Here is a 23,315-nt window from a genome sequence, read left to right as displayed (position 1 = left end):
ACGCATGGACGGTACACCGAACAGCGGACACGCCCGCGCGCGACCGGCAACCCCGCCCGCGCGCACCCCCGGCTGTGCTACCTGCGGCGCCGGCGCAGCAGGACCACGCCGACCACCAGCGCGGCGCCGACCGCCGCGACGGGCACGATCCGCTCCTTGCGCGGGCTGCCCTTCTCGTCCACGAACTGCGCCTTCACCTGCTCGACGCTGCGGTTCACCGCCACGAACGCCTTGCTGGTCTTCTGCTCGACCGTAGCCCTGACCTGCGCTTTGGCCGAACCGATCACCGTAGAGGGGTGCACCGCCACGGCCAGCTCGTCCAGCGTGGCCGCGAGCTGCCGCCTTGTCCGGACGATGTCCGCCTCGATCTGGGCTGCGCTGCGGACGTCCTTGCCGTCCTTACCCCTCGTGCTGACCTCGCCCACGAGGACACCTTCCCTCCGTCGCCACCTGATGCTCTCGGACAGTTTGTCAGGTGATGAGCCGCCACGCGCAGCGGCACCCGCCTTCGGAGTACGTTCTGTATGCGCGACCCCCCCATCCGAGATCCAGGAGCACCTACCCATGAGTGAGCGACTGAAGCCCGGCGACACCGCCCCGGCCTTCTCCCTTCAGGACGCGGACGGCAAGGAGGTGTCCCTCGCCGAGCACCTCGGCCGCAAGGTCATCGTCTACTTCTACCCGGCGGCACTGACACCCGGCTGCACCAAGCAGGCGTGCGACTTCACCGACAACCTGGACGTGCTGGCCCAGGCCGGGTACGACGTGCTGGGCATCTCCCCGGACAAGCCGGAGAAGCTGGGCAAGTTCCGCGAGAAGGAGAACCTCAAGGTCACGCTGCTGGCCGACCCGGACAAGGAGGTCCTCACCGCGTACGGGGCGTTCGGCGAGAAGACCATGTACGGCAAGACCGTGACCGGGGTGATCCGCTCGACCGTGGTCGTCGACGAGCAGGGCCGGATCGAGCACGCCTTCTACAACGTCAAGGCGACCGGCCACGTGGCCAAGCTGATCCGCGACCTCGGCGTCTGAACGACCTCGGCGTCCGAGCCCCCTCCCGGCGGACGCCACAGGGGCGGCGCACCTCCCGGTGCGCCGCCCCTGCCTGTCCCACCCGGTGCCGGTTACGGCATCGACTTCACCAGGGTGTTGATCAGGGTGCTGCTGGAGTCGTCACCCTCGAACGAGTAGGCGAATATCCCGCCCAGGCCGTTCGCCGTGGCGTACGAGCCGCGCGCGGTGATCGCCTGCGGCGTGTCACCCGTGTAGAAGGTGCCGTTGCTGTAGATCCAGGAACTGTCCGTGGTCGGATCCCAGTGGACCGTGGAACCCGTCGTCAGGCCCTGCGCCACCAGCTCCTTCCAGTCGGCGATCCCGGCCTCCTGGGTGTACGTCTGCACCGGGCTGGCACCGGTCGCGGGCTCGTACAGGCCGTAGTTGCTGCCCGCCGTCACCCCCGACCAGCCACGGAAGTAGAACGGCACCCCCAGCACCAGCTTGCTCGCCGGGAACCCGCCGGTGATCCCGTACTGCGGATCGCCCTTGGTGTACGCCTTGATCGTCTCGTCGATGTTGTACTGCTCGTTGCCGGGCGCGACCACCGGGCTCGGGTCGCTCGCCGAGGCGTGCAGCGGGTCCTGGAAGTCCGTCGGACCGTCCGTCTCCCACGCGCCGTGCATGTCGTAGGTCATGATGTCGCCGTAGTCCAGGTACTGCGAGATCGCGGCCGGCTGGATGTCGGCGATCTTGTCCTGGCCGCTGGGCAGCGCCGCGGTCAGCAGGTAGTGCTTGCCGATGCTGTTGCCGTACGCGTCCAGCTCGCTGCGGAACTCGCCCAGCAGCGCGGTGTAGTTCGCGGTGTCGGCGGCCGAGTAGTGGTTGCCCGCGTGGCCGTCGGCCGAGCCCGGGTACTCCCAGTCGATGTCGATGCCGTCGAACAGGCCCGCCGCCGAGGCCGTGCCGCCGGAGGCGTCACCGGAGATACCCGTCGGCAGGTTGCCCTTGATGAACATGTTGATGCAGGAGGAGACGAACGCCTGCCGGGAGGCGGCCGTCGCAGCCGCGTCGGAGAAGTACTTGGAGTACGTCCAGCCGCCGATCGACAGCACGATCCGCAGGTTGGGGTCCTCCGCCTTCAGCTCCCGCAGCTGGTTGAAGTTGCCCTTGATCGGCTGCGACCAGGCGTCCGAGGAGCCGTCCACACTGATGTCGCCGGTGTACGACTTCTGGTAGTCCGCGAACGCGTCACCCGCGCCGTCGCCCGCGTTCGGGTCCGAGTCGTTGGTCGAGTCCGACGCCTTGACCGCCTCGAAGCAGGTGTGCGAGGTCGGGTCGATGTTCTCGAAGGCGTAGGTGATGACCTTCAGGCCCGAGGCCGCGCCCGACGTGGCCACGTTCTTCGGGTAGTAGGCGTTGCCGTAGATGCCCCACTGGTCGAAGTACGCCGACTTCATCGGACCGCTCGCGGCAGCCCCCGTCGTCGCCGAGACCGGCGCGGACTCGGCCGAGGCGTGGCCGTCCTTGTCGTAGCCCTGGACGGTGAAGGTGTACGCGGTGTTGGGCAGCAGCGAGCTGACCGTCACCGAGTCGCCCATCGACGTCGCCATCAGGTTGGCGCCCGAGTAGACGTAGTACGCGGGGGCGTCCCCGGTCTGCGAGTTGTCGGTCGAGCCCTTCCACGACAGCGTCACCGCCGTGTTGGTGACCTTCGCCGTCAGCCCGGTCGGCGCGGTCACCAGGCCGTCACCGGTCGGAGCCGTGCCGGTGCCGGTACCGCTGCTGGCGGAGGCGGACGGCGACGGGCTGGCCGAGGCCGACTGCGAGGGCGAGGCGCTCGCGGAGGCCGACGGGGAGGGCGGCGCCGACTGCGACGGCGAGGCGCTCGCCGACGGGGACGGCGAGGACGAGGCCGACTGCGACGGCGAGGCGGACGCGCTGGCGCTCGGGCTGCCGGACGCCCCGCCCGGACCCGTCAGCGACACATCGTCCGCGTTGTACGTGCCCTCGCCGTACCAGCCGTGGGTGTACACCTGCACCGAAGTGGTCAACGCACCCGTGGTGAAACTCGTCGACAGCTGCGTCCAGCCGGACGTGCCGGGCGTCCAGGTGCTCGCCGTCACCCCGGTGCCGGTCGCCCCCAGGTAGACGTACTCACCCTGGACGTACGCCGACAGGCTGTACGTGGTGTTCGGCAGCACCGTCACGGTCTGCGCGCACTGCGCGTCATCACTGGAGGAGGCGGCGCCGGCAAGCGCCCAGGACCCGCTGTGGACGGGCGTGGAGACCACGCTGTCCAGCGTCGAGCAGGACCATCCGCTCAGGCTGCCGGCCTCAAACCCGCTGTTGGACAGCAGATTTGTCGCCGCCGCACTGGCCGACGCCATGCTGGAAGCGAGGGCCGCGGTACCGGCGAACAGCACGGTGGCGGTGGCCAGCGCCGTACTGCGCTTCAACCTCCGCTCCGGGCCTCGGCGGGCGGACAGGAAACGCTCTGACATGACGTACTCCTCGTGAACTGTGGGGGGTGTGGTGCTGGTCCTGCGGGTGGAGCCGTGGGGCGTCACCCGCGCCGGGGGTGAGCTGCGACAGGCAAGTGGGGGATTACCGGCCGCCGCCCGGCGCGGGTGGGTCTGTGGGGGTGCCGGCCGTCAGCCGTTGAACTGGGTGACGATCTTGGTGAAGTCGTACGGGTTCTGCGTGACGCTGCTGCAGGCCCCGTCGGCCCAGTAGTGCACGACGCTCGGATCGCAGGCCCGGTCCCGGTTGACGTCCCAGTAGGAGAACTGAGCGGCGTGGTTGGCCTGGACGAAGCCGAGCAGGTCGGTGAAGGTGGACTGGGTGAACAGCTCGCTCGGCTGGTCGGTGTGACCGTTCATCAGCTGCACGCCCAGGTGCGACCAGGCCGTGGCGGCGTTCCAGCCGTACAGCGTCTCCAGCTGGGCGACCACGTCGTTGGCGACGCCCTCGGCCGCCGCCGTCTCGGTGCCGCTGTCGAGGCCGAAGTCGAAGTCCATGATGTTGACCCGGTCGATCCGGGCGCCGTCGTTGATCGCCTGCTGGATCTCGTCCCGTCCGGTGTCGGGCAGGCCGACCGTGGTCATCGGGATGGTCAGCGAGACCTGCAGCTTGGGGTCCTCCGACTCCAGCAGCTTGATCGCGCCCCAGCGGACCGCCATGTTGGCGTCCAGGCTGCCGTTCTCCCAGTCCAGGTCGATCCGGGTGAGGTCGTACTTGGTGATCACCTGCTGGTACGCGGCGGCGAGGGCGGTGCTGCTGCCGCAGTCGCTGCCCAGCTCGGTGCCGTTGTAGCCGCCGAAGGAGACGCTCACATCGCCGCCGGCGGCCCGGATCGCGTTGACGTCCGCCAGGACGGCGGTGTCGCTCGACACCGGGGAGGAGGCGTCGCCGTCCCAGGCCGGGGTGCAGTTGCCGGAGTCCAGCACGAAGGCCAGCAGGAACTGGTTCTCACCGGAGCCGGCGACGATGTCGGAGACGGCCTGCGGGGAGTTGTCCAGCGGCATGAAGTACACCGGGTGGGTGAAGCCGGTGCTGGGCGGGGGCTGACCGGGGTGGTCGGCGTCCCGGTGGGGGTGGGGGTGGCGCTCGCCGTGGGGCCGGCGCTCGCGGTGGGGGTGGCCGTGGGGGTCGGAGTGGCGGTGGGGCTGCTGGTGGGGCCTCCGCCGCCGGCCGGAGCCGGGCCGGTCAGGGCCAGGTTGTCGGCGCGGAACGTGCCCTCGCCGTACCAGCCGTGGACGTACACCTGCACCGAGGTGGTCGATGCGCCGGTGCTGAAGCTGGTCGACAGTGTGGTCCAACTGGCAGCGCTGGGCGTCCAGTTGGAGGCGGTCACGCCGGTACCGGTGGCACCGAGGTAGACGTAGTCGCCCTCCACCTGGCCGGTGAGGGTGTAGGTCGAGTTCGGCACGACGGCGACGGTCTGCGTACACTGCGCGTCGTCCTGCCCGGCGGGAGTTCCGGCCAGGGCGTAGGAGCCTGCGGCGACCGGTGTGCCCACCACCGCGTCCAGGGTGGAACAGCTCCACCCGCTCAGATTCCCGCTCTCGAAGCCGGGATTGACCAGCAGCTGGCTGCTGGACGCCTGCGCCGAACCGTCGACGGCCACCAGCCCGCCCAGCCCGAGCAGGGCGGCGGTACAGACCGCCAGCAACTCCCGTCTGACGCGCCGGACTTGTCCGTTGATGGGCTTCTCGATCATCTCTGCCTCCGCAACCACAACATCCGTCACCTGAACCTGCGGTCCCGCTACGGCAGTTGATCCGAGGCCCCCACGCAACTCCTCAGTAGCAACCGCGTGCTGCATAAATTGGCCTGGACCAACCCTCAGCGTCAAGACACCATTCAGCAACGTGTCACTTAATTTTCTTTAAGGTTCAACGAAGGGGCAGGTCAGCGGCCATCCTGCGGAAACTGGCCTAGTCCTATTGGTCTCAACCACATCCGTGTACGCGCGTTCAAACCCGTGTGACCGACGCCACACCCCGCCCCCCGTGCCCCCTCGGGCACCCACCTCGTTGACCCCGGCGAGGCCCAAGCCAACCCGGCCCCGGCACCCTCGACCGCCCCGACCCCACCTCGTCACCCAAGGGACCGGCCGAGCCATGCCCGCCTCCACCCACGCACCCGCCCGCCGCGCCCCTGCCACCCACCCACCGCAGGGAGCACCCATGTCAAGCCTCTACACCCGCGCCCGCCTCGCAACGCTGGCGCCCACGGCGTCGTCCCAGGACGACCTGCTCGCCCTCCTCGGCCTGGAGGCCACACCCCAGCGCCGCATCTACCTTCGCCGGAAGCTCACCGAGTTCGACATCCCGACGGACCACTTCCCGCAGCCCGCTGTGGTCCACACCCGGGAGCTCCTCCAGGAGGGCGTCGACCACGCCGAGAGCTTCGCAGGCGTGGTGAGGCACCTGGGCCTCCGCCCGGCCGGCGGCACCCAGGCTTATATCGCCCGGCGTATCAGGGAGTTCGGCATCGACACGTCGCACTTCACCGGACAGGCCCACAATCGTGGCAAGCGGCTCAAGGGGCGCTCCGTGGACTTCCTCGTCCAGCGGCCGGCAACGGCCAAGCGTGTACCCGGACAGCGGCTGCGTCTCGCCCTCATCGAGAGCGGGCGGCCCGATGCGTGTGCGCTCTGCGGGAACACGGGCACCTGGCTGGGCAAACCGATCACCCTTGAGGTGGATCACATCAACGGCGACTGGTCGGACAACCGGGCGGAGAACCTGCGCATGCTCTGCCCCAACTGCCACACGCAGACGGAGACATACTGCGGGCGCAACAAGAACCGACGGAGCCGTCAGCCGCCGTCCGGAGCGGCCCGTACGTGTACCGCTTCTGCGGCCATCGGATAGTGTTGGAGCGCTGCGCCCGTGCCCCAACAGGGAGAGGGACGGTCTTTAGGTGGCCGGGGTTGTGGGTTCGAATCCCACCGGGCGCACAGCAGAACGGCCGCTTCGTCCTGGACGAGGCGGCCGTTCCTGTGACCGGCAGAAACCGGGAATCCCGGCCCCTCAGGCGGGGAGGGTGCGGAGGAGGGGGGTGAGGGCGCGGAAGGCGTGGCCGCGGTGGCTGATGGCGTTCTTCTGGTCCGGGGTGAGCTCGGCGCAGGTGACGTCGTAGCCGTCGGGCTGCAGGATCGGGTCGTAGCCGAAGCCGTGGGTGCCGACCGGCTCGTACCGCAGGGTGCCCGGGAGCCGGCCCTCGACCACGTGCTCGGTGCCGTCCGGGAGGGCCAGGGCGGCCGCGCAGCGGAAGTGCGCGGTGCGGTGCGGCGGCGCGATGTCGCCCAGCTGGGCGAGCAGCAGCTCCAGGTTGGCCTTGTCGTCGCCGTGGGTGCCGGCCCAGCGCGCGGAGAAGATGCCGGGGGCGCCGCCGAGGACGTCCACGGAGAGGCCGGAGTCGTCGGCGACCGCCGGCAGCCCGGTGGCCTGGGCCAGGGCGTGGGCCTTGAGCAGGGCGTTCTCGGCGAAGGTCACGCCGGTCTCGCGGACGTCCGGGATCTCGGGGTAGGCGTCGGCGCCGACCAGGTCGATGTCGAGCCCGGCCGCGCCGAGGATGGCGCGCAGTTCGCCGACCTTGTGGGCGTTGCGGGTGGCGAGGATCAGTCGTGCGGTCATCGCGGTCAGCCCTCCAGTGCCTTGCGCTGGATCTCGTCCAGCTCCGCGCAGCCGAGCTGGCCGAGGTCGAGCAGTTGGTCGAGCAGCGCGCGGTCGAAGGGCGCGCCCTCGGCGGTGCCCTGGACCTCGACGAACTTTCCGTCGCCGGTGCAGACGATGTTCATGTCGGTCTCGGCGCGGACGTCCTCCTCGTAGCAGAGGTCGAGCATGGGGACGCCGCCGACGATGCCGACGCTGACGGCGCTGACCGCGCCGACGATGGGCTCGGCCTTGGCCCGGGTGATCTTCTTGGCCTGGGCCCAGCGGACCGCGTCGACCAGGGCGACGTAGGCGCCGGTGATGGCGGCGGTGCGGGTGCCGCCGTCCGCCTGGAGGACGTCGCAGTCGATGGCGATGGTGTTCTCGGACAGGGCGCGGGTGTCGACCACGCCGCGCAGGGAGCGGCCGATCAGGCGGCTGATCTCATGGGTGCGTCCGCCGATCTTGCCGCGGACGGACTCGCGGTCGTTGCGGGTGTTGGTGGCGCGCGGCAGCATCGCGTACTCGCCGGTCACCCAGCCCTCGCCGCTGCCGCGCCGCCAGCGCGGCACGCCCTCGGTCACGCTCGCGGTGCACAGCACGCGGGTGTCGCCGAACGAGACGAGGACCGATCCTTCCGCGTGCTTGCTCCAGCCGCGTTCGATGGTGATGGGGCGGAGCTGGTCGTCGGTACGGCCGTCGGTGCGTGTCATGGTTCCGACCCTATCGGGTGGGAAAGGCCGCTCGCGGGGGTGTCGGGCAGGAGCGGCCGGGCGGTCACATCATGTCTTCGATCTCGGAGGCGATGGGGTCGGCGTCGGTGCCGATGACGACCTGGACGGCGGTGCCCATGCGGACGACTCCGTGGGCGCCGGCGGCCTTGAGGGCGGTCTCGTCCACCTTGGACGGGTCGACGACCTCGGTGCGCAGCCGGGTGATGCAGCCCTCGACCTCGTCGATGTTCTCGATGCCGCCGAGGCCGGCGACGATCTTCTCAGCCTTTGTGGCCATGGTGCCCGCTCCTGCCGTGTCGTCTGTTTGTACAAAGTAACGCACGGTTGGCTGTGTTTCGCTCGCATAGTTCCGCTTTTGTCCGTGAGGATGGCGTCAGCGGGTCGGTGGCCCCCCGGGGAGGAGAGTCCATGAGTTCGGCCGGTGCCGTCGCTCCGCGGAAGCCGTGGTGGCAGGGGCTGGTCAGCGGTCTGCAGAAGATGGGGCGGAGTCTGCAGCTGCCGATCGCGGTGCTGCCGGCGGCGGGGATCCTGAACCGGCTGGGCCAGCCGGACATCCACACCCGCTGGCATTTTCCGGAGAAGCTGGTGCAGGTGTTCGGCGGCGCGGGCGGGGCGCTGCTGGACGGGTCGCTGGGGCTGCCGCTGCTGTTCGCGGTGGGGGTGGCGATCGGGATGGCGAAGAAGTCGGACGGGTCGACGGCGCTGGCGGCGGTGGCGGGTTTCCTGGTCTACCACAATGTGCTGGCGACCTTTGCGAGCTGTGCGCGGCCGTCGGTGCTGTCGGGGCAGGTGTGCCTGACCGGTCCGGCGGCGGGGCCGTACTCGGCGGCGGCGCTGCCCGTGGCGCAGAATCCGGGGGTGTTCGGCGGCATCGTCATCGGGTTGATGACGGCCTACCTGTGGCAGCGGTACCACCGGGTGAAGCTGGTGGACTGGTTGGGTTTCTTCAACGGCCGCCGGCTGGTGCCGATCATCATGTCGGGTGCGGCGCTGCTGTTCGCGGTGGTGTGCCTGTGGGTGTGGCCGCCGATCGGGCGGGGGTTGGACAGTTTCGCGGACGGGCTGACGGATCTGGGCTCGACCGGTTCGGGGGTCTTCGGGGTGGCCAACCGGCTGTTGCTGGTCGTCGGTCTGCACCAGTTCCTGAACGTGTTCTTCTGGTTCCAGTTCGGCAGTTACACCGAGCCGGACGGGACGGTGGTGCACGGGGACGTCAACCGGTTCCTGGCGGGTGATCCGACGGCGGGTCAGTTCACTTCGGGTTTCTTCCCGATCATGATGTTCGCGTTGCCGGCGGCGGCGATGGCCATCGCGCACTGTGCCAAGCCGAGTCGGCGCAAGGAGGTGACCGGGATGATGGTCTCGGTGGCGTTGACCTCGTTCATGACCGGGGTGACCGAGCCGATCGAGTACTCGTTCCTGTATGTCGCGCCGGTGCTGTACGCGGTCCACGCGCTGCTGACGGGGGTGTCGATGGCGGTGACCTGGGCGGTGGGGGTGCACGACGGGTTCAGCTTCTCGGCGGGGCTGATCGACTACGTGATCAACTGGAGTCTGGCGACCAAGCCGTGGCTGATTTTGCCGATCGGGGCGGTGTTCGCGGTGGTCTACTACACGGTGTTCCGGGTCGTCATCACCGTCTTCGACCTGAAGACGCCGGGCCGGGAGGACGACGCGGACGAGCTGGAGCAGGCCAACGTGCGGTAGTCAGAGGTGGTAGACCGCGCCGGGGCGGGCGAGTTCGACCGGGCCGGTGTAGGCGGCGACGGCGTCGGCGCGGTTCTGCTCGGGGTCGGTCCACGGCGGGATGTGGGTCAGCACCAGGCGTCCGACGCCGGCCTGGGCGGCGGCCTCCCCGGCCTGACGGCCGTTCAGGTGGAGGTCGGGGATGTCCTCCTTGCCGTGGGTGAAGGCGGCTTCGCTGAGCAGCAGGTCGGCTCCGCGGGCGAGGTCGACGAGTTGGTCGCAGGGGCCGGTGTCGCCGGTGTAGACGAGGGAGCGGCCGCCGTGTTCGATCCGGAAGGCGAAGGCCTCGACCGGGTGGGCGACTCTGGTGGCGGTGATGCTGAGCGGGCCGAGCTGGAAGGTGCCCTCTTCCAGTGTGTTGAAGTCGAAGACCTGCTTCATGCCGGGGTGCTCGTCCATGTCGTAGGCGCGGGCGAGGCGTTCGGCGGTGCCGTGCGGGCCGTGGACGGGCAGCGGGTCGGGGCAGCCGCCGACGCGGTAGTTGCGGGCGACGTAGTAGGCGCACATGTCGATGCAGTGGTCCGCGTGCAGGTGGCTGAGCAGGACCGCGTCGACCTCGTAGAGGCCGCAGTAGCGCTGGAGGGCGCCGAGGGCGCCGTTGCCGAGGTCGATGACCAGCCGGTATCCGTCGGCCTGGAGCAGGTAGCAGGAGCAGGGCGAGTCGGCTGACGGGAAGCTCCCCGAGCATCCCACCACGGTCAGATCCATGCCGCGTCCTCCGCCTGCCGGTACCGGTGCTGCCGCTTCATTGCGTTCGTGCGTGAGAGTCGAGAGTAAGGCGGCGGTATGGTTTCGCAGTCGTCCGCGGGGCCGGTTGTGGTCGGAATCACCAGTACGGGGGGCGCGGGGCGCTCCCCTGTACGGGCGGTGTGCGAGTGGCGGGTCAGCGGTCCCGGTTGCGGGGGCGTCGGGCGCTCCAGGCGCGGATGGTTTCGGCGTACCAGCGGGGCTGGCCGAGGACGGTGACGACGTCGGGTTCGGGCAGGACGCCTTGGCGGCGGTAGGACTTGACGGTGTCCGGCTGGACGCCGATGTGGGCTGCGATCTGCACATAGGACCAGAGTTCGCCACTGCGAGGACTCATGACGTCCCTCCTCCGATGGGTGCGTGACCAGCGCCGTTCGGTGCGCGGCGGGGTCGGCTGTTCTGCTCCCACCTTTTTCCAGAGGCGCGGGGGCAAAGCGGAGGAATGTCCCTTGTCGTCGTTCTGTTACGGTTTGGGGTCAGAATACGGATATATAAAAGGCCGCGAGCGGAGTCCCCATGGTGCGGCCCGGTATGTGCTCGTACGTGCGGGGGGCAGGGGAACATCCGATCGCGGCCTGGGGCGCGGCTTGTCGCCGGGCCCCTGCCGGGGTCGTGTGCGGGGTGTTGCGGGGTGTGCGCGGGGCCGGTCAGGCCCAGAGCTGGCCCTGGAGGGCGGCGACGGCGTCCTCGGTGGTCTCGGCGGTGTAGATGCCGGTGGAGAGGTACTTCCAGCCGCCGTCGGCGACGACGAAGGCGATGTCGGCGCTCTGGCCGGCCTGGGCGGCCTTGCGGCCGACGCCGAGGGCGGCGTGCAGGATGGCGCCGGTGGAGACGCCCGCGAAGATGCCCTCCTGCTGGAGCAGCTCGCGGGTGCGGCGGACGGCGTCGGCGGAGCCGACGGAGAAGCGGGTGCTGAGCACGGAGGCGTCGTACAGCTCGGGGACGAAGCCCTCGTCGAGGTTGCGCAGCCCGTAGACGAGGTCGTCGTAGCGGGGCTCGGCGGCGACGACGGTGATGCCGGGGGTCTTCTCGCGCAGGTAACGGCCGACGCCCATGAGGGTGCCGGTGGTGCCGAGGCCGGCCACGAAGTGGGTGACGGTGGGCAGGTCGGCGAGGATCTCGGGGCCGGTGGTGGCGTAGTGCGCGCCGGCGTTGTCGGGGTTGCCGTACTGGTAGAGCATGACCCAGTCGGGGTGTTCGGCGGCGAGTTCCTTGGCGACCCGGACGGCGGTGTTGGAGCCGCCGGCGGCCGGGGAGGGGATGACTTCGGCGCCCCACATGCGGAGCAGTTCGCGGCGTTCCTCGCTGGTGTTCTCGGGCATGACGCAGACCATGCGGTAGCCCTTGAGCTTGGCTGCCATGGCGAGGGAGATGCCGGTGTTGCCGCTGGTGGGTTCGAGGACGGTGCAGCCGGGGGTGAGGCGTCCGTCCGCTTCGGCGCGTTCGATCATGTGGAGCGCGGGGCGGTCCTTGATCGATCCGGTGGGGTTGCGGTCCTCCAGCTTGGCCCAGAGGCGAACGGCACCCGACTCGTTGCCGGGGATGCCCGCGGAGAGCCGGGGCAGGCCGACAAGGGGGGTGTTGCCGACGGCGTCGAGCGGGGTGCCGTACCGCATCAGACGGAACCGCCGGCCACGGCGGGGAGGATGGTGACGCTGTCACCGGCGGCGACGGCGGTGTTGATGCCGTCGAGGAAGCGGACGTCCTCGTCGTTGAGGTAGACGTTGACGAAGCGGCGGAGCTCGCCGGCGTCGACGAGGCGCTCGCGGATGCCGGGGTGCCGGGCGTCGAGGTCGGAGAAGAGGTCGCCCAGGGTGGCACCGCTGCCCTCGACGGCCTTGGCGCCGTCGGTGTAGGTGCGGAGGATGGTGGGGATGCGGACCTCGATGGCCATGGCTGCACTCCAGAGGGTGGCGGGGCGGGCGGGGTGGTCGCCCGCGGGCGGGCGGAGCGGGTGTGGGCCGCGCGGGCGGGGCGGTCAGCGGGCGCGACAGATCGCGCTGGCGAGGCGGCACAGGTCGACGTGCAGCCGCGCCACGAGGCGGATGCCTGCGGCGGGAGGGCTCACGTCGAGGTAACGCATGCGGTCATCGTATAGATTCCCGAGCGGGCTGCGGGATGGCCGTCTTGCCTGGTGGGCGCTTTCGTCCCGGTGTGTGGGATGTCACGCCGGGGCGGCCGGTCAGGCGGGGTCGTCGACGATCCGGACGTCCTCCTCGGTGATCACGCCGTCCACGATGCGGAACGAGCGGAACTGGAACGGGCCGTCGTCGTTGCCGCATTCGGCGGTGGAGACCAGCACGTAGTGCGCCTGCGGCTCGGAGGCGTAGGAGACGTCGGTGCGCGAGGGGTACGCCTCGGTGGCGGTGTGGGAGTGGTAGACGACCACCGGCTCCTCGTCCCGGTCGTCCATCTCCCGGTAGAGCTTGAGCAGGTCGCCGGAGTCGAACTCGTAGAAGGTGGGCGAGCGGGCCGCGTTCAGCATCGGGATGAAGCGCTCGGGGCGCCCGCTCCCGGCCGGTCCGGCGACAACGCCGCATGCCTCGTCGGGGTGGTCGGCGCGGGCGTGGGCGACGATCTGGTCGTGCAGGGCGCGGGTGATGGTCAGCATGGCGCCAGGATAGGACGCCGCCCGCCCGGCGCCCGGGCGGGCGCGGGGTCGGCAGGGCCAGAGGTCAGCGGGGCAGCGGGGCAGCGGGGCAGCGGGGCAGCGGGGCAGCGGGGCAGCGGGGTTCAGGGGTCAGAGCGCCAGCGGTCAGCGGGTGAGGGCGTCGAGCAGGCTCTCCTGGAGCTGGCCGAGCCAGACGAAGGCCATGAGCAGCGGCTTGCGCGGGTCCTCGTCGGCCAGGACGTAGGGGTCGGCGTCGTGGTCGCCGGTGACCTGGAGCCGGCTGCCGAGGGTGAGCCGCAGGTCGTTGAGGGCGCCGAGCCAGTGGCGGCAGCCCTCGTCGTCCAGGGTGAGCTCGACCCGGCCCCGGCGGCCGGTGGGGGCCTGGTCGAGGCTGCGGACCAGGGCCAGGCCGTCCTCGCGCTTGCGGGCGCGCAGGTCGTTCTCGGTGAACCGGCGGAACTCGGCGGAGTACTCGGCGGTCCGGAGGTCCTCGCTGCCCTCGGCGGCGTCGGGTCCGTCGCCGTAGGCGTCGGGGAAGAGCCGGGCCAGGGCGGGGTCATCCGGGGCCTTGCTGGGGCCGGTGGCGAAGAGGCGCGCGAGCGGGTCGTCGCTGTCCGCGGCCTCGTCGCCGGGGCCGATGAGTTCCAGCATCTGGACGGCGAAGCTCCGCAGGATGGATGCCTCGACCTGGTCCAGGGTGATCGCGGCACCGCCGTGGCGGACGGGCTTGAAGAGTCCGGACATGAGGAGTTCGGTGACGCCTTTCGGGTTCGTCGTGCTGGGCGGGGCAGGGTGGTGCCGGTGCGTCACTTGTCGTGCCGCAGCGTGGCCCAGAGCCCGTAGCCGTGCATGGCCTGGACGTCGCGCTCCATCTCCTCGCGGGTTCCGCTGGAGACCACGGCGTGGCCCTTGTGGTGGACGTCCATCATGAGCGCCCGGGCCTTGTCCTTGGGGTAGCCGAAGTACGACTGGAAGACGTAGACCACGTAGCTCATCAGGTTCACCGGGTCGTCGTGGACGATCGTCACCCACGGGAGGTCGGGTTCCTGCACCGCCTGGGGCGCCGAATCCGACTCGGTGCGCTCGATCTCGACCGGCGCGACACTCACGGCGGTGGCTCCTGTTCGGTGGGTTCCCCGGAAGCGGCCGGCGGGCGGCTACCGAAGGCTGGTGGGAGGGTTGTGCCGTACCTGTCCATGCTGCCATCCGGGGGATGCCGAAGCGATCCGGGGCTCACCCGGAGGAGAAATCGTCAGAGTGACGAGTATTCGCGGTAGCATCGTCCTATGGACGCCGCTTCCCTCTCCGCGAGTGCCACGGACCTCCCCGCGCGTGCCCCGGCGGCGTACGCCGCCGCGCCCGCGGATTCCACCGCGCTGCTCACCGACCGCTACGAGCTGACCATGCTGCAGGCCGCCCTGCGCAGCGGCGCGGCGCGGCGCCACTCGGTCTTCGAGGTCTTCACCCGCCGCCTGCCGGAGGGCCGCCGCTACGGCGTGGCCGCCGGGATCGGCCGGGTGCTGGACGCGGTGGAGGCGTTCCGCTTCACCGCCCCGCAGCTGGACTGGCTCGCCGACGAGCGGATCGTGGACGACGCCACCCTGGCCTGGCTGGCGGACTACCGGTTCCGCGGCGACATCCGGGGCTACGGCGAGGGCGAGTGCTACTTCCCGGGCTCGCCGGTGCTGGTGGTCGAGGGGAGCTTCGCCGAGGCGGTGATCCTGGAGACGGCGATCCTGTCGATCCTCAACTACGACTCGGCGATCGCCGCCGCGGCCTCGCGGATGTCGGCCGCGGCGGGCTCCCGGCCGCTGATCGAGATGGGCGCGCGCCGGGCGCACGAGCTGGCGGCGGTCTCGGCGGCCCGGGCCGCCTATGTGGCGGGCTTCGCGGCCACCTCGGACCTGCAGGCGGGCTTCCGCTACGGCATCCCCACCAGGGGGACAAGCGCGCACGCGTTCACCCTGCTGCACGACAGCGAGCGGGACGCGTTCACCGCGCAGATCGAGTCGATGGGGCGCGGGACGACCCTGCTCATCGACACCTACGACCTGGACGAGGCGGTCCGCACCGCGATCGACGTGGCCGGGCCGGGGCTCGGGGCGGTCCGGATCGACTCCGGCGACCTGCTGATGCTGGCGCACCGGGTCCGCCGGCAGCTGGACGAGCTGGGCGCCAAGGAGACCCGGATCACGGTCACCAGCGATCTGGACGAGTACGCCATCGCGGCGCTGGGCAGCGCACCGGTCGACGGCTACGGGGTGGGCACCTCGCTGGTCACCGGCAGCGGGCAGCCGACCTGCGCCATGGTCTACAAGCTGGTCGCCCGGGCCTCCTCGGCTGATCCGCAGGCGCCGCTGGTGCCGGTGGCGAAACGTTCCGCCGGGGCCAAGGGGAGCCGTGGCGGGCGCAAGTGGGCGGCCCGGCGGCTGGACGCCGAGGGCGTAGCCGAGGCCGAGGTCGTCGGCGTCGGACCGGTCCCGCACGATCTCGGCGACCGGCTGCTGCACCGTACCCTGGTACGCGGGGGCGAGATCGTCGGCCGCGAGCCGCTGGCGGACGCGCGTGCGAGGCACCTGCGTTCGCGCGAGCAGCTGCCCATGTCGGCGACGCAGTTGTCGAAGGGTGAGCCGGTGATCCCGACCGAGTACGTGACCCGTTCGGGTCACGCCGGCTGACGGTGGAGGCGGGTGATGACGGGCGTCGGGGCTCATGCGGCGCGCGCTGCTCTTCCCCAGCGTCCGGCGCGGTCCCTACGCTCTGTCCCAGCACCCGCACACGTCCGCGCACCCGCACATGTCCGCCCCACCGTTTTCCGTCCGGCCGCTGAGCCCCCTGTAAGCGAGGTCCCCCGATGCACCGCGCACTGATCGTCGTCGACGTGCAGAACGACTTCTGCGAAGGCGGCAGCCTCGCGGTGAGCGGGGGCTCGGAGGTTGCCGCGTCCATCACCGACCTGGTCGCCGAGTCCTCCGCCGGATACCGGCACGTGGTCGCCACCCGCGACCACCATGTGGACCCGGGCGAACACTTCTCGGACACCCCGGACTTCGTCAGCAGCTGGCCGGTGCATTGCGTCGCGGGCACCGAGGGCGTCGGCTTCCACCCCAACTTCGCCCCCTCGGTGACCTCCGGCGCGATCGAGGCGGTGTTCGACAAGGGCGCGTACTCCGCCGCCTACAGCGGCTTCGAGGGCGCCAACGAGAACGGCGAGACGCTGGCCGGGTGGCTGCGCGAGCGGGGGGTCACCGAGGTCGACGTGGTCGGCATCGCCACCGACCACTGCGTCCGGGCCACCGCCCTGGACGCCGCCCGCGAGGGCTTCACCACCCGCGTCCTGCTGGACCTGACGGCGGGGGTGGCCAAGGAGACGACCGAGGCCGCGCTGGAGCAGTTGCAGGCGGCGGGCGTGGTGCTGACCGGCACGCCGGTGGTGCTCGCCGCGGGCTGACGGCGGGGTGCCGTCGTGCGCACCGGGGAGGCTTTGCCTTTGCGGCCAAGTGCTTGGAAGGCACCTGCTTCGCGCGCGCCGTGCGCACCGGGGAGGCTCCGGTGCGCACGGCCCGCTCCCGCAGGGCGCCGTCCGGACCGGTGCCTCGGGGTCTGCGGGCCCCGAAGCGGCCGGACGGGCCGGGCGCTGCGGCGGCTAGGCCGCGCCGCCGCCCGCGTAGTCGCTGTTGAAGGCGGTCTCGATGACCGAGGCGACGCCCGAGTCCTTGAGGATGATGCCCAGCTCGCGGTTGCTGCCGAGCGAGTTGCTGGTGATGTTCATCGACCCGGCCTCGACGTTCTGGGTGGACAGGCCGTAGTCGGCGACGATCGCCTTGGCGTGGATGTAGAAGCCGGTGCTGGAGGAGTAGCCGACGACCGTGCCGCCCGCGTCCTCGACCTTGTTGACCTCGGAGGAGTAGTCGGAGGGGGTCTCCAGCACGACGCGCACGGTGACGCCGCGCTCCGCGTCGGCGACGATCGCGTTGACCACGGCGGTGTCGCTGAACTCCTCCTCCTCGACGTCCAGGGTGGTGGTCGCGCCGTTGATCACGGACAGCAGCCGGCTCTGGGCGGTGGTCGGCGACCACAGCAGGTTGTCGCCGTCGCTCGGGGTGATCGAGGTGTGCGCGTAGTCGGCGGCGAAGACCTTCTCGATCGCGGCGACGTCGGTCTGGTCGTTGTCGAAGACCCCGTAGTCGCGGCTGGTCGGGTAGTACTCGGAGGTCAGGTTGCCGGTCAGGATCAGCGACTCGTCGCCGTTGACGGTGATCGTCTTCTGGTGGGTGTAGGTGAACGACGAGGAGGAGTAGACGACGCCCACGCCGGCCGCCTTGAGGGCGGAGTAGGCGGAGGAGTTGGTCGAGGTCTCCTCGCGGTCCAGGATGACCCGGACCTTGACGCCGGCCTTCTCGCGGGCGATCAGGTCGTTGACCGCGGTGGTGTCCTTGAGCTCGTACATGGTCATGTCGAGCGTGGAGGTCGCGGAGTTGATGAAGGAGTAGATCGTCGGCTCGCTCGTGCCCAGAGCAAAAGTGAATGCCGAGTAGGTGCTGGCGGCGTGGGCGGGGAGGGCGGTGCTGAACGCAGCGGCGCAGGCGGCCATGGCTATCCCGGCACGGCGTACAGATGTGCGCAACATGTGTGTCTCCCAAGACACTTGATGGATCATCAGCCCGTCGGGACCAATGCGCTATCCAGAGAACCACGCGCGTAGACCGGTGGGAATACCTGCTCGGTTAACTTGTCATGACCACTTGTCTACGCGCGTACGATCGACCGGGTACGCACCGTCCGACGCGGGCTGCGCGAACGCCTGCGACCACGCCCGCAGCGGCGGCGCCCCGGAACCGCCCCGGCCCCGGGGCGCCGAAGGTGAACATCATGTGTGCCCGCCGTGACAGTGGGGCATACGCCGATCGGGGCCGGGCCGGTGCGCCGCTAGGAGACCACGCGCGTAGACCGCCCGGAACCGACGACCAATGAGCGGCGCACGACCACCTGTCTACCCGCGTTCAGCAGCGGCATGGCGGACGGGCGGGGCGATCGGGCGGCAGGGGCGGCACGCGGAGCTGCCAGCGGCATAGTCGGGCCGTCCGCCTGTTCGATGAGTCCGTGCGCCCCCGTGTGCCCCTCAAGCCGAGTCCTTACCCTGGGGTCGTCGGGTCCGCCCAGGGGTACACCGCAGGAGAACGTCCCGACTCCCCCGCCGCGAAGGACGGAACAGCCATGCCACGCCTGACCCCCGCTCAGATCTGCTACGGCACCCTCGCCGTCGTCATCGCCACGGTCGCGCTCCTGGCCGCCTCCGGCACGCACAGCCTGCTCACCACGGCGCTGATGGCGATTCTCGGGATCACCCTGGGGACGATCGCGGCCGCCCTGGCCATCACCGCGCCCGACCGGCGCGGGCACACCGCCGCCCGCCGCCGCAGCAGCCTGCTGGTGGCCCGCAACCGTCCGGCGCAGGCGCGGCACACCGCGGCGTCGGGCTACGAGTCGATCCCGGAGCACGAGGGCAGCAGGCGATAGCCGCGGCACGAGGCCCGGGGCCGGCACCGGACAGTCCGGACGCCGGCCCCGGGCCCGTGAGGTGACGGTCGGTCAGACTGCTTTCACCACGACCGTCTTGGCGGCCTTGTCGTGCAGGCACTGGCGGTAGGGGCGGTCCCAGGTGCACCACAGGATGTTGAGCAGCGAGAACAGCGCCGGGATGCAGAGGAAGCTCAGCAGGCCCGGCAGCCAGTACACGGCGGACCGGATCCACCCGGTGCTGCCGGTCGGCGCGGAGCCGTTGGCCAGCACCGCCACCCTGATCCGCATGGCCTTCTTGCCCAGCGTCTGACCGTGCGACAGGGTCAGCATCAGCCCCTCGTAGACGAAGCCCAGCAGCACGAGGGTCACCTCGGCCGCCGCCGCGCGGCCGGAGCTGTGGGTGTGGCCGGTGAGCAGCAGCAGCGTCAGCGGCACCCCGACGACGGCGAGCAGCACGGTGTCGATGATCCGCGCGAGCAGCCGGTGCCCCAGCCCGCCCAGCGGCGGCATCTCGGCGACCGGCCCGGGCCCGGCGGTGCTGGGACCGTACGGGTTGGTGCCGTACGGGTCCGGGTTGTAGTAGGGGCCGCCGGACGGCGGCTGACCGTACGGCGGCGGGGCCTGGCCGTACGACGAACCGCCCGGGGCGGGCTTCTCGAACGAGGGCGGGGTCGGCCCGTCGGGCGGCTCAGGTGTCGTCATGAATCGAGTAGATCATCTGATATGCCGACATAGCGGGAGCAGACGCCCGACGGCCGTCCAATCGGGTGAGCGGCGCGCCGCCCGTCAGCGCCGCTGTGCGGCGGCGGAGGTGACGAAGGTCCGGCCCAGCTTGTCGTGCCAGCACTGCCGCCACGGCCGGTCCACCATGCACCACAGCAGGTCGGCCGCGCCCACCAGCAGCAGTACCAGCAACTGGTAGGACAGCCAGCGGGCCAGCACCCGGCCGAAGCCGGGCTTCTGCTTGGAGCGCAGGTCCAGCACCCGCAGGCCGCAGATGGCCTTGCCCAGGGTCCGCCCCCAGACGGCGGTCGGCAGCGCCTCGTACACGAAGCCGACCGCGAGCACCGCCGCGACCAGCAGTCCGACGCTCCCCAGCACCGTGGGATCCACCAGCCAGACCGTGCTCCGGCCGTCCAGATCCCGCGCGAGGTCCACCTTCTGCTGGAGGTGGGTCTGCACGGAGGCGACCAGCGGGACGGCGATCGGGGTGACCACGGCGGCCACGACCACCATGTCGAACAACCGGGCCGCCATCCGCCGCCCGAGCAGCGCGGGGCGGGGGCCGCTGGACCGCCCGCCCACGGCCCGCATCCGCCGCCGTGGCGGCGCGGCGTCGTCGGGGTCGGGGTCGGCGGTGCCGGGGCGGTGTCGGCGCCGGGGGCGGTGGCGGCGGGGGCGGCCGGTGCGGGCGCGGGCGGTTGCGGCGCGGGCGCGGCAGCCGGGGCCGGGGCCGGGGCCGGTGGGGCGTACCCGGCTGCGGTCGGGGCGACCGACGCGGCCGGTGCCGGGGCGGGCGGGGCGGCGGCCTCCGGGGCGGCGAAGGGGTTCCGGCCGGAGGCGTCCGGCCGGAAGGGGTTGCGGGCCGGACGGCCGCCGCCGACCGGGAAGGGCTGCGGGCCCGGCACCGGCGCGGGCTCCTCCGCGAAGGGGTCCGGGACCGGCCGGGCCGCCGGGGCGAAGGAGTGGCGGGCCGCACGGGTGTCGGGGAACGGCTGCGGGCCGGGCACCGGCGCGGGCTCCTCGGCGAAGGGGTCAGGGACCGGGCGCGCGGCGGGCGGATAGGCAGCCCGGGGGCGGCGCTCGCCGCCGGACGGCCGGGGGTCGGGCTCGTCGGGGACCACGGACAGCGCGACCGGGGCCGGGCGGGGCGCGGGCGGCTGGGCGGCGATCCGGGCGGCGGGCGGCACGGGATCGGGGGCGGGCTCCAGCCGCAGCGGGCTGCCGCCGTACGCCGGGGCGGCCTCCGGGCCGGGGCCGGACGCCGCCGGGGCCATGCCGTCGGCGGACGCCTCCGGCCAGGGCGTCGCGTACCCGCCGCGCCCGCCCGGGAGCGGCTCCGGGCCTGCGGCGGCCACCGGCCCCTGCGGGCCTGCGCCCGGCGGGGCGTGCTCGGGGGCTCCCCAGGAGACCCAGCGCGGCACGCGGCCGGTCTCCATCAGGCCCCGCTGCTGCTGCGCGTCGGCGTGCCAGCGGCTCCCGGCGGCGCCGTCGTCGTCCGGCTGCTCCTCCGGGCCGGGCAGGGTGGTGGGCAGACCGCCGGTCCCGTCCAGGTAGATCGGCCCGGACTCGTCCGGCCCGGCGGTCTGCTCCGGCCGGGCGGGCCGGTCCGGGGGCAGCTGCGGCGACGGCGGCGGGACGCTCATCGAGGGCGTGATCGGGCGTGCCGTCGCGCGCGGCGGCGGGAGCTCCTCGCCGTCCGGCGGCGCGGGGCGGCTCGTCCCGGGCAGCCAGCGATCCCCGTCCCAGTAGCGGACGTAGCCGGGGATCGAGGGGTCGGGGTAGTAGCCGGCCGAAGGGCGGCCGTAGGCCTCGGACCCTGCGGAGGATGGAACCGACATGGAGATGGACCTGCTTCGTCTGCGTTGCCGGACGGCGCACTGGTGGGGATCGGAATGCGCCCAGTCATCGAGCCGTGACAAAGCGTAGTACCCGGGCGGCGCAGCACGGGCCTTTTGTCGGACAACGCGCCCGGAGAAGGCCCTTTCCGGGACCGCTGCCGCGAACTCCGGCGAACATGCGGCGAACTGCTGTAAGAGTCGGCGTCCCGCGCACTCTCCACCGGTACGGGGTCCGGTTGCGGCTCCGGCGCGTGACGGAGAGGGGCAGGGCGATGACGGACGGCGACGAGGGTGTGCGGGGCGGCGTCGAGCGCGAGGTGCGCCAGGAGCTGACGGTGAGCCTGGTGCTCGCACCGGACCGGAGCGTGCCCGTGCCCGCGCTGCTGGTCTACCGGGCGGCGGACCCGTACGCGGTGCACATCACCTTCCACCTGGGCCAGGACTCCCCGGTGAGCTGGGTGTTCGCCCGGGATCTGCTGATCGAGGGGGTGTTCCGGGCGTGCGGGCACGGGGACGTGCGGGTCTGGCCGACGCGGTTGGGCGGGCGCAGTGTGATGTGCCTGGCGCTCAGCTCCCCCGCCGGGGACGCGTTGATCGAGGCTCCGTCGGGGGTGCTGGCGTCCTGGCTGGAGCGCTCGCTACGGCTGGTCCCGGCCGGCCGGGAGGAGGACGCCCTGGACCTGGACGGGGCGCTGGCCGCCCTCCTGGCCGGGCACTGACGCGGCGTGCGCGGTCGGGCGCCGCCGTCGTCGGCGCCGGCAGCGGCGCAGGCGTTCTCCGGCGAGGAGCAGGAAGGCGAGGCCGAGGATCGGGTAGAGGGCGGCTATGGGCTGCAGGGCGTAGGGGATGCGCAGGTTGCTGAGGCCCTTGTGCGGGACGGTCCACATGGCGAAGGAGCAGAAGGCGAGGCCGGTGGCGGCGGCGGTGGCGCGCCACCTGAGCCGGCGCGGGCCGCCCGCACGGTGGCGGGCGCGCTCGTGGGCGGCCTCGGCGCAGAGCAGCACGATCAGCGGGACGCACCAGACCCAGTGGTGGGTCCAGCTGATCGGGGAGATCAGCAGGGCGGTGACGGCGCAGCAGAGCACCGACCAGGCGCGGGCGCGCGGGAGGTCCCCGGCGCTGCGGTGGATGCCGACGGCGACGGTGAGGCCGAGGACCGCGACGGCGGCGCTGAGCAGCAGGGTGCTGGTGCCGCTGTGGGTGGTGTGCAGGACCCGGTCCAGGACGCCGCGCAGGGACTGGTTGTCGACGATGTACTCCTTGCCGACCCGGGTGGTGTCGTAGAGGTCGCCGGTCCAGAACTCGACGGAGGCGTGCGGCAGGACGAGGGCGCCGATCACCATCGTCCCCAGGCAGCTGAGCCCGGCCGTGACGGCGGCCCTGGTCCGGCCGCTGATCAGCAGGTAGACGGCGAACAGGCCCGGGGTGATCTTGATGGCGGCGGCGAGGCCGAGGGCGATGCCCTTGCTGCGGCTGCTGTCCGGGCGGGTGAGGTCGTAGAGCACCAGGACGCCGATGAGCAGGTTGATCTGCCCGTAGCGCAGGGTGGTGAAGACGGGCTCCAGCCAGACGCCGAGGCCGACGGTGAGCAGTACCAGCGCGGGGCGCATGGCGCGTCTGGGCCAGTCGGCGAGCAGTGCGGAGAGGTAGCCGAAGGCTCCGAGCAGGACCAGGTTGGCGCAGGTGACCAGGGGGCGCAGCAGGTCGACCGGGATCCAGGTGGTGGGGGTGAACAGCATGGCGGCGAAGGGCGGGTAGGTCGCCGGCAGGGCGTACTGGGTGACCCGCAGGTCGTACAGGTCGTGGCCGTGGGCGACGGCGCCGCCCTCGGCCCGGTAGACCACCATGTCGATCATGGAGACGTGGGCCAGGTGGCGGACCACGGCGTAGAGCAGCAGTGAGCCGAGCGCGGCCCAGAGGGCGGCCAGCGTCGGCCGCCGGGGGGCGTCGCGGACGGCGGTGACGGCGCTGCGCAGGGGCGCGGGCATGCGCAGGAGCGCCGGGGGTGCGGCGGTGGCGCCGTCCTCGGTGTCCGGGCCGGCGCTCTGGCCGAGACTCGTCACGCGACCCTCCCTGTGTGCATACCGTGGGTGACCCTAGCGGATCTCTGTGCTCCTCCGGTGGGTGGGGCGAGTCCAGCCAACCATGCCGGTGTGACAACGGACAGCGGGCCCTCCGATCTCCTGGGATCGGAGGGCCCGCGGACCATGGGGGTGGTGGCGGTCGGCCTGCGGCC

Annotated in this window: 27 protein-coding genes, 1 tRNA gene and 2 pseudogenes; 10 read left to right on the top strand and 20 right to left on the bottom strand. The window is 71.7% G+C overall.

The features are described 5' to 3' along the window. Positions 1-77 precede the first annotated feature (77 nt). On the bottom strand, positions 78-425 hold the full coding sequence (locus GXW83_RS06020; protein WP_225446784.1) for a DUF3618 domain-containing protein: 348 nt from the start codon (positions 423-425) through the stop codon (positions 78-80). 139 nt (positions 426-564) lie between these two features. Between GXW83_RS06020 and bcp the strand changes: the two genes are divergently transcribed. Beyond that, the gene (gene bcp / locus GXW83_RS06015; protein ID WP_182441856.1) at positions 565-1,032 is read left to right on the top strand and encodes a thioredoxin-dependent thiol peroxidase; all 468 of its coding nucleotides are present in this window, start codon (positions 565-567) and stop codon (positions 1,030-1,032) included. Positions 1,033-1,124: 92 nt separating this feature from the next. Here bcp and GXW83_RS06010 read toward each other — a convergent pair whose 3' ends face one another. Next, positions 1,125-2,735 carry a glycosyl hydrolase family 18 protein gene (locus GXW83_RS06010; RefSeq protein WP_370466864.1) on the bottom strand — a complete coding sequence of 537 codons (1,611 nt, stop codon included), beginning with the start codon at positions 2,733-2,735 and terminating at the stop codon, positions 1,125-1,127. Between GXW83_RS06010 and GXW83_RS35270 the strand changes: the two genes are divergently transcribed. Next, on the top strand, positions 2,695-3,144 hold the full coding sequence (locus tag GXW83_RS35270) for a hypothetical protein (RefSeq protein WP_370466909.1): 450 nt from the start codon (positions 2,695-2,697) through the stop codon (positions 3,142-3,144). The two genes, GXW83_RS06010 and GXW83_RS35270, sit on opposite strands and share 41 nt — an antisense overlap. On the opposite strand, the pseudogene GXW83_RS35265 reads toward GXW83_RS35270, so the two are convergent. Both GXW83_RS35265 and GXW83_RS33835 read right to left on the bottom strand, forming a co-directional pair. Then, a pseudogene (locus GXW83_RS35265) lies at positions 3,072-3,383 on the bottom strand (carbohydrate binding domain-containing protein); the annotation flags it as partial. The gene GXW83_RS35270 and the pseudogene GXW83_RS35265 overlap by 73 nt on opposite strands. Positions 3,384-3,647: 264 nt before the next feature. Then, positions 3,648-4,520, bottom strand: a complete 873-nt coding sequence (locus GXW83_RS33835) for a glycosyl hydrolase family 18 protein (RefSeq protein WP_225446783.1) — start codon at positions 4,518-4,520, stop codon at positions 3,648-3,650. Positions 4,521-4,532: 12 nt separating this feature from the next. Between GXW83_RS33835 and GXW83_RS34790 the strand changes: the two genes are divergently transcribed. Beyond that, positions 4,533-4,874, top strand: a complete 342-nt coding sequence (locus tag GXW83_RS34790) for a hypothetical protein (protein WP_255431372.1) — start codon at positions 4,533-4,535, stop codon at positions 4,872-4,874. Here GXW83_RS34790 and GXW83_RS33830 read toward each other — a convergent pair. After that, positions 4,802-5,215, bottom strand: a pseudogene (locus tag GXW83_RS33830) (carbohydrate binding domain-containing protein); the annotation flags it as partial. The gene GXW83_RS34790 and the pseudogene GXW83_RS33830 overlap by 73 nt on opposite strands. Positions 5,216-5,684: 469 nt before the next feature. Between GXW83_RS33830 and GXW83_RS06000 the strand changes: the two are divergent. Further along, positions 5,685-6,374 carry an HNH endonuclease signature motif containing protein gene (locus GXW83_RS06000; RefSeq protein WP_182441854.1) on the top strand — a complete coding sequence of 230 codons (690 nt, stop codon included), beginning with the start codon at positions 5,685-5,687 and terminating at the stop codon, positions 6,372-6,374. Between the two features lie 12 nt (positions 6,375-6,386). Next, positions 6,387-6,460: transfer RNA gene (locus tag GXW83_RS05995), tRNA-Leu, on the top strand. Between the two features lie 73 nt (positions 6,461-6,533). Here the strand turns inward: GXW83_RS05995 and rdgB are convergent. The 3 genes from rdgB to GXW83_RS05980 all read right to left on the bottom strand — a co-directional run bounded on the left by rdgB (position 6,534) and on the right by GXW83_RS05980 (position 8,213). After that, positions 6,534-7,139, bottom strand: coding sequence for an RdgB/HAM1 family non-canonical purine NTP pyrophosphatase (rdgB, locus tag GXW83_RS05990; RefSeq protein ID WP_182441853.1), 606 nt, complete (start codon positions 7,137-7,139; stop codon positions 6,534-6,536). A 5-nt stretch (positions 7,140-7,144) separates the two neighbouring features. Continuing rightward, the gene (gene rph, locus GXW83_RS05985) at positions 7,145-7,870 is read right to left on the bottom strand and encodes a ribonuclease PH (RefSeq protein WP_182441852.1); all 726 of its coding nucleotides are present in this window, start codon (positions 7,868-7,870) and stop codon (positions 7,145-7,147) included. Positions 7,871-7,934: 64 nt separating this feature from the next. After that, positions 7,935-8,213 (bottom strand): glucose PTS transporter subunit EIIB, encoded by a 279-nt coding sequence (locus GXW83_RS05980; RefSeq protein WP_225446782.1) that lies wholly within the window; start codon positions 8,211-8,213, stop codon positions 7,935-7,937. 86 nt (positions 8,214-8,299) lie between these two features. On the opposite strand from GXW83_RS05980, the gene GXW83_RS05975 reads away from it, so the two are divergent. Continuing rightward, positions 8,300-9,598 (top strand): PTS transporter subunit EIIC, encoded by a 1,299-nt coding sequence (locus tag GXW83_RS05975; protein WP_182447114.1) that lies wholly within the window; start codon positions 8,300-8,302, stop codon positions 9,596-9,598. On the opposite strand, the gene GXW83_RS05970 is transcribed toward GXW83_RS05975, so the two are convergent. The 8 genes from GXW83_RS05970 to clpS form a co-directional block, all read right to left on the bottom strand. Beyond that, positions 9,599-10,345 (bottom strand): MBL fold metallo-hydrolase, encoded by a 747-nt coding sequence (locus tag GXW83_RS05970; protein ID WP_182441850.1) that lies wholly within the window; start codon positions 10,343-10,345, stop codon positions 9,599-9,601. A gap of 175 nt (positions 10,346-10,520) precedes the next feature. After that, entirely contained in the window at positions 10,521-10,721 is a 201-nt protein-coding gene (locus GXW83_RS05965; RefSeq protein WP_182441849.1) for a MarR family transcriptional regulator, read from the bottom strand. Positions 10,722-11,031: 310 nt separating this feature from the next. After that, the gene (locus GXW83_RS05960; protein ID WP_182441848.1) at positions 11,032-12,000 is read right to left on the bottom strand and encodes a PLP-dependent cysteine synthase family protein; all 969 of its coding nucleotides are present in this window, start codon (positions 11,998-12,000) and stop codon (positions 11,032-11,034) included. Next, on the bottom strand, positions 12,000-12,278 hold the full coding sequence (locus tag GXW83_RS05955; RefSeq protein WP_182441847.1) for a MoaD/ThiS family protein: 279 nt from the start codon (positions 12,276-12,278) through the stop codon (positions 12,000-12,002). The genes GXW83_RS05960 and GXW83_RS05955 overlap by 1 nt, the downstream gene beginning before the upstream one ends. Positions 12,279-12,362: 84 nt before the next feature. Beyond that, positions 12,363-12,467 (bottom strand): putative leader peptide, encoded by a 105-nt coding sequence (locus GXW83_RS35260; protein ID WP_370466569.1) that lies wholly within the window; start codon positions 12,465-12,467, stop codon positions 12,363-12,365. 99 nt (positions 12,468-12,566) lie between these two features. Further along, on the bottom strand, positions 12,567-12,995 hold the full coding sequence (locus GXW83_RS05950) for a Mov34/MPN/PAD-1 family protein (protein ID WP_182441846.1): 429 nt from the start codon (positions 12,993-12,995) through the stop codon (positions 12,567-12,569). Between the two features lie 144 nt (positions 12,996-13,139). Beyond that, a complete protein-coding gene (locus GXW83_RS05945) occupies positions 13,140-13,739 on the bottom strand; it encodes a DUF2017 domain-containing protein (protein ID WP_182441845.1) in 600 nt (199 codons plus the stop codon). Between the two features lie 62 nt (positions 13,740-13,801). Then, positions 13,802-14,104 (bottom strand): ATP-dependent Clp protease adapter ClpS, encoded by a 303-nt coding sequence (gene clpS / locus GXW83_RS05940; protein ID WP_182441844.1) that lies wholly within the window; start codon positions 14,102-14,104, stop codon positions 13,802-13,804. 177 nt (positions 14,105-14,281) lie between these two features. On the opposite strand from clpS, the gene GXW83_RS05935 reads away from it, so the two are divergent. After that, the gene (locus GXW83_RS05935; RefSeq protein WP_182441843.1) at positions 14,282-15,673 is read left to right on the top strand and encodes a nicotinate phosphoribosyltransferase; all 1,392 of its coding nucleotides are present in this window, start codon (positions 14,282-14,284) and stop codon (positions 15,671-15,673) included. Between the two features lie 176 nt (positions 15,674-15,849). Continuing rightward, positions 15,850-16,446, top strand: coding sequence for a nicotinamidase (locus tag GXW83_RS05930; RefSeq protein ID WP_182441842.1), 597 nt, complete (start codon positions 15,850-15,852; stop codon positions 16,444-16,446). A gap of 195 nt (positions 16,447-16,641) precedes the next feature. Here GXW83_RS05930 and GXW83_RS05925 read toward each other — a convergent pair whose 3' ends face one another. After that, positions 16,642-17,625, bottom strand: a complete 984-nt coding sequence (locus tag GXW83_RS05925) for a phospholipase D-like domain-containing protein (protein WP_182441841.1) — start codon at positions 17,623-17,625, stop codon at positions 16,642-16,644. A 587-nt stretch (positions 17,626-18,212) separates the two neighbouring features. Here GXW83_RS05925 and GXW83_RS05920 point away from each other — a divergent pair. After that, on the top strand, positions 18,213-18,515 hold the full coding sequence (locus tag GXW83_RS05920) for a hypothetical protein (RefSeq protein ID WP_182441840.1): 303 nt from the start codon (positions 18,213-18,215) through the stop codon (positions 18,513-18,515). A 72-nt stretch (positions 18,516-18,587) separates the two neighbouring features. Here GXW83_RS05920 and GXW83_RS05915 read toward each other — a convergent pair whose 3' ends face one another. Continuing rightward, complete coding sequence (locus GXW83_RS05915) at positions 18,588-19,220, bottom strand: RDD family protein (RefSeq protein WP_182441839.1); 633 nt, start codon at positions 19,218-19,220, stop codon at positions 18,588-18,590. Between the two features lie 84 nt (positions 19,221-19,304). Then, complete coding sequence (locus GXW83_RS05910; RefSeq protein WP_182441838.1) at positions 19,305-19,823, bottom strand: RDD family protein; 519 nt, start codon at positions 19,821-19,823, stop codon at positions 19,305-19,307. Positions 19,824-21,351: 1,528 nt separating this feature from the next. Here GXW83_RS05910 and GXW83_RS05905 point away from each other — a divergent pair. After that, positions 21,352-21,798, top strand: coding sequence for an SsgA family sporulation/cell division regulator (locus tag GXW83_RS05905; protein ID WP_182441837.1), 447 nt, complete (start codon positions 21,352-21,354; stop codon positions 21,796-21,798). Here GXW83_RS05905 and GXW83_RS05900 read toward each other — a convergent pair. Then, complete coding sequence (locus GXW83_RS05900) at positions 21,718-23,142, bottom strand: glycosyltransferase 87 family protein (protein ID WP_225446781.1); 1,425 nt, start codon at positions 23,140-23,142, stop codon at positions 21,718-21,720. The two genes, GXW83_RS05905 and GXW83_RS05900, sit on opposite strands and share 81 nt — an antisense overlap. Positions 23,143-23,315: the final 173 nt, after the last annotated feature.

Origin of the sequence: Streptacidiphilus sp. PB12-B1b, assembly GCF_014084125.1 — a bacterium.
Taxonomy (GTDB): Bacteria; Actinomycetota; Actinomycetes; order Streptomycetales; family Streptomycetaceae; genus Streptacidiphilus.
The sequence above is the reverse complement of the archived record's forward strand: the minus strand, read 5'-3'. Positions and strand labels throughout refer to the sequence as shown.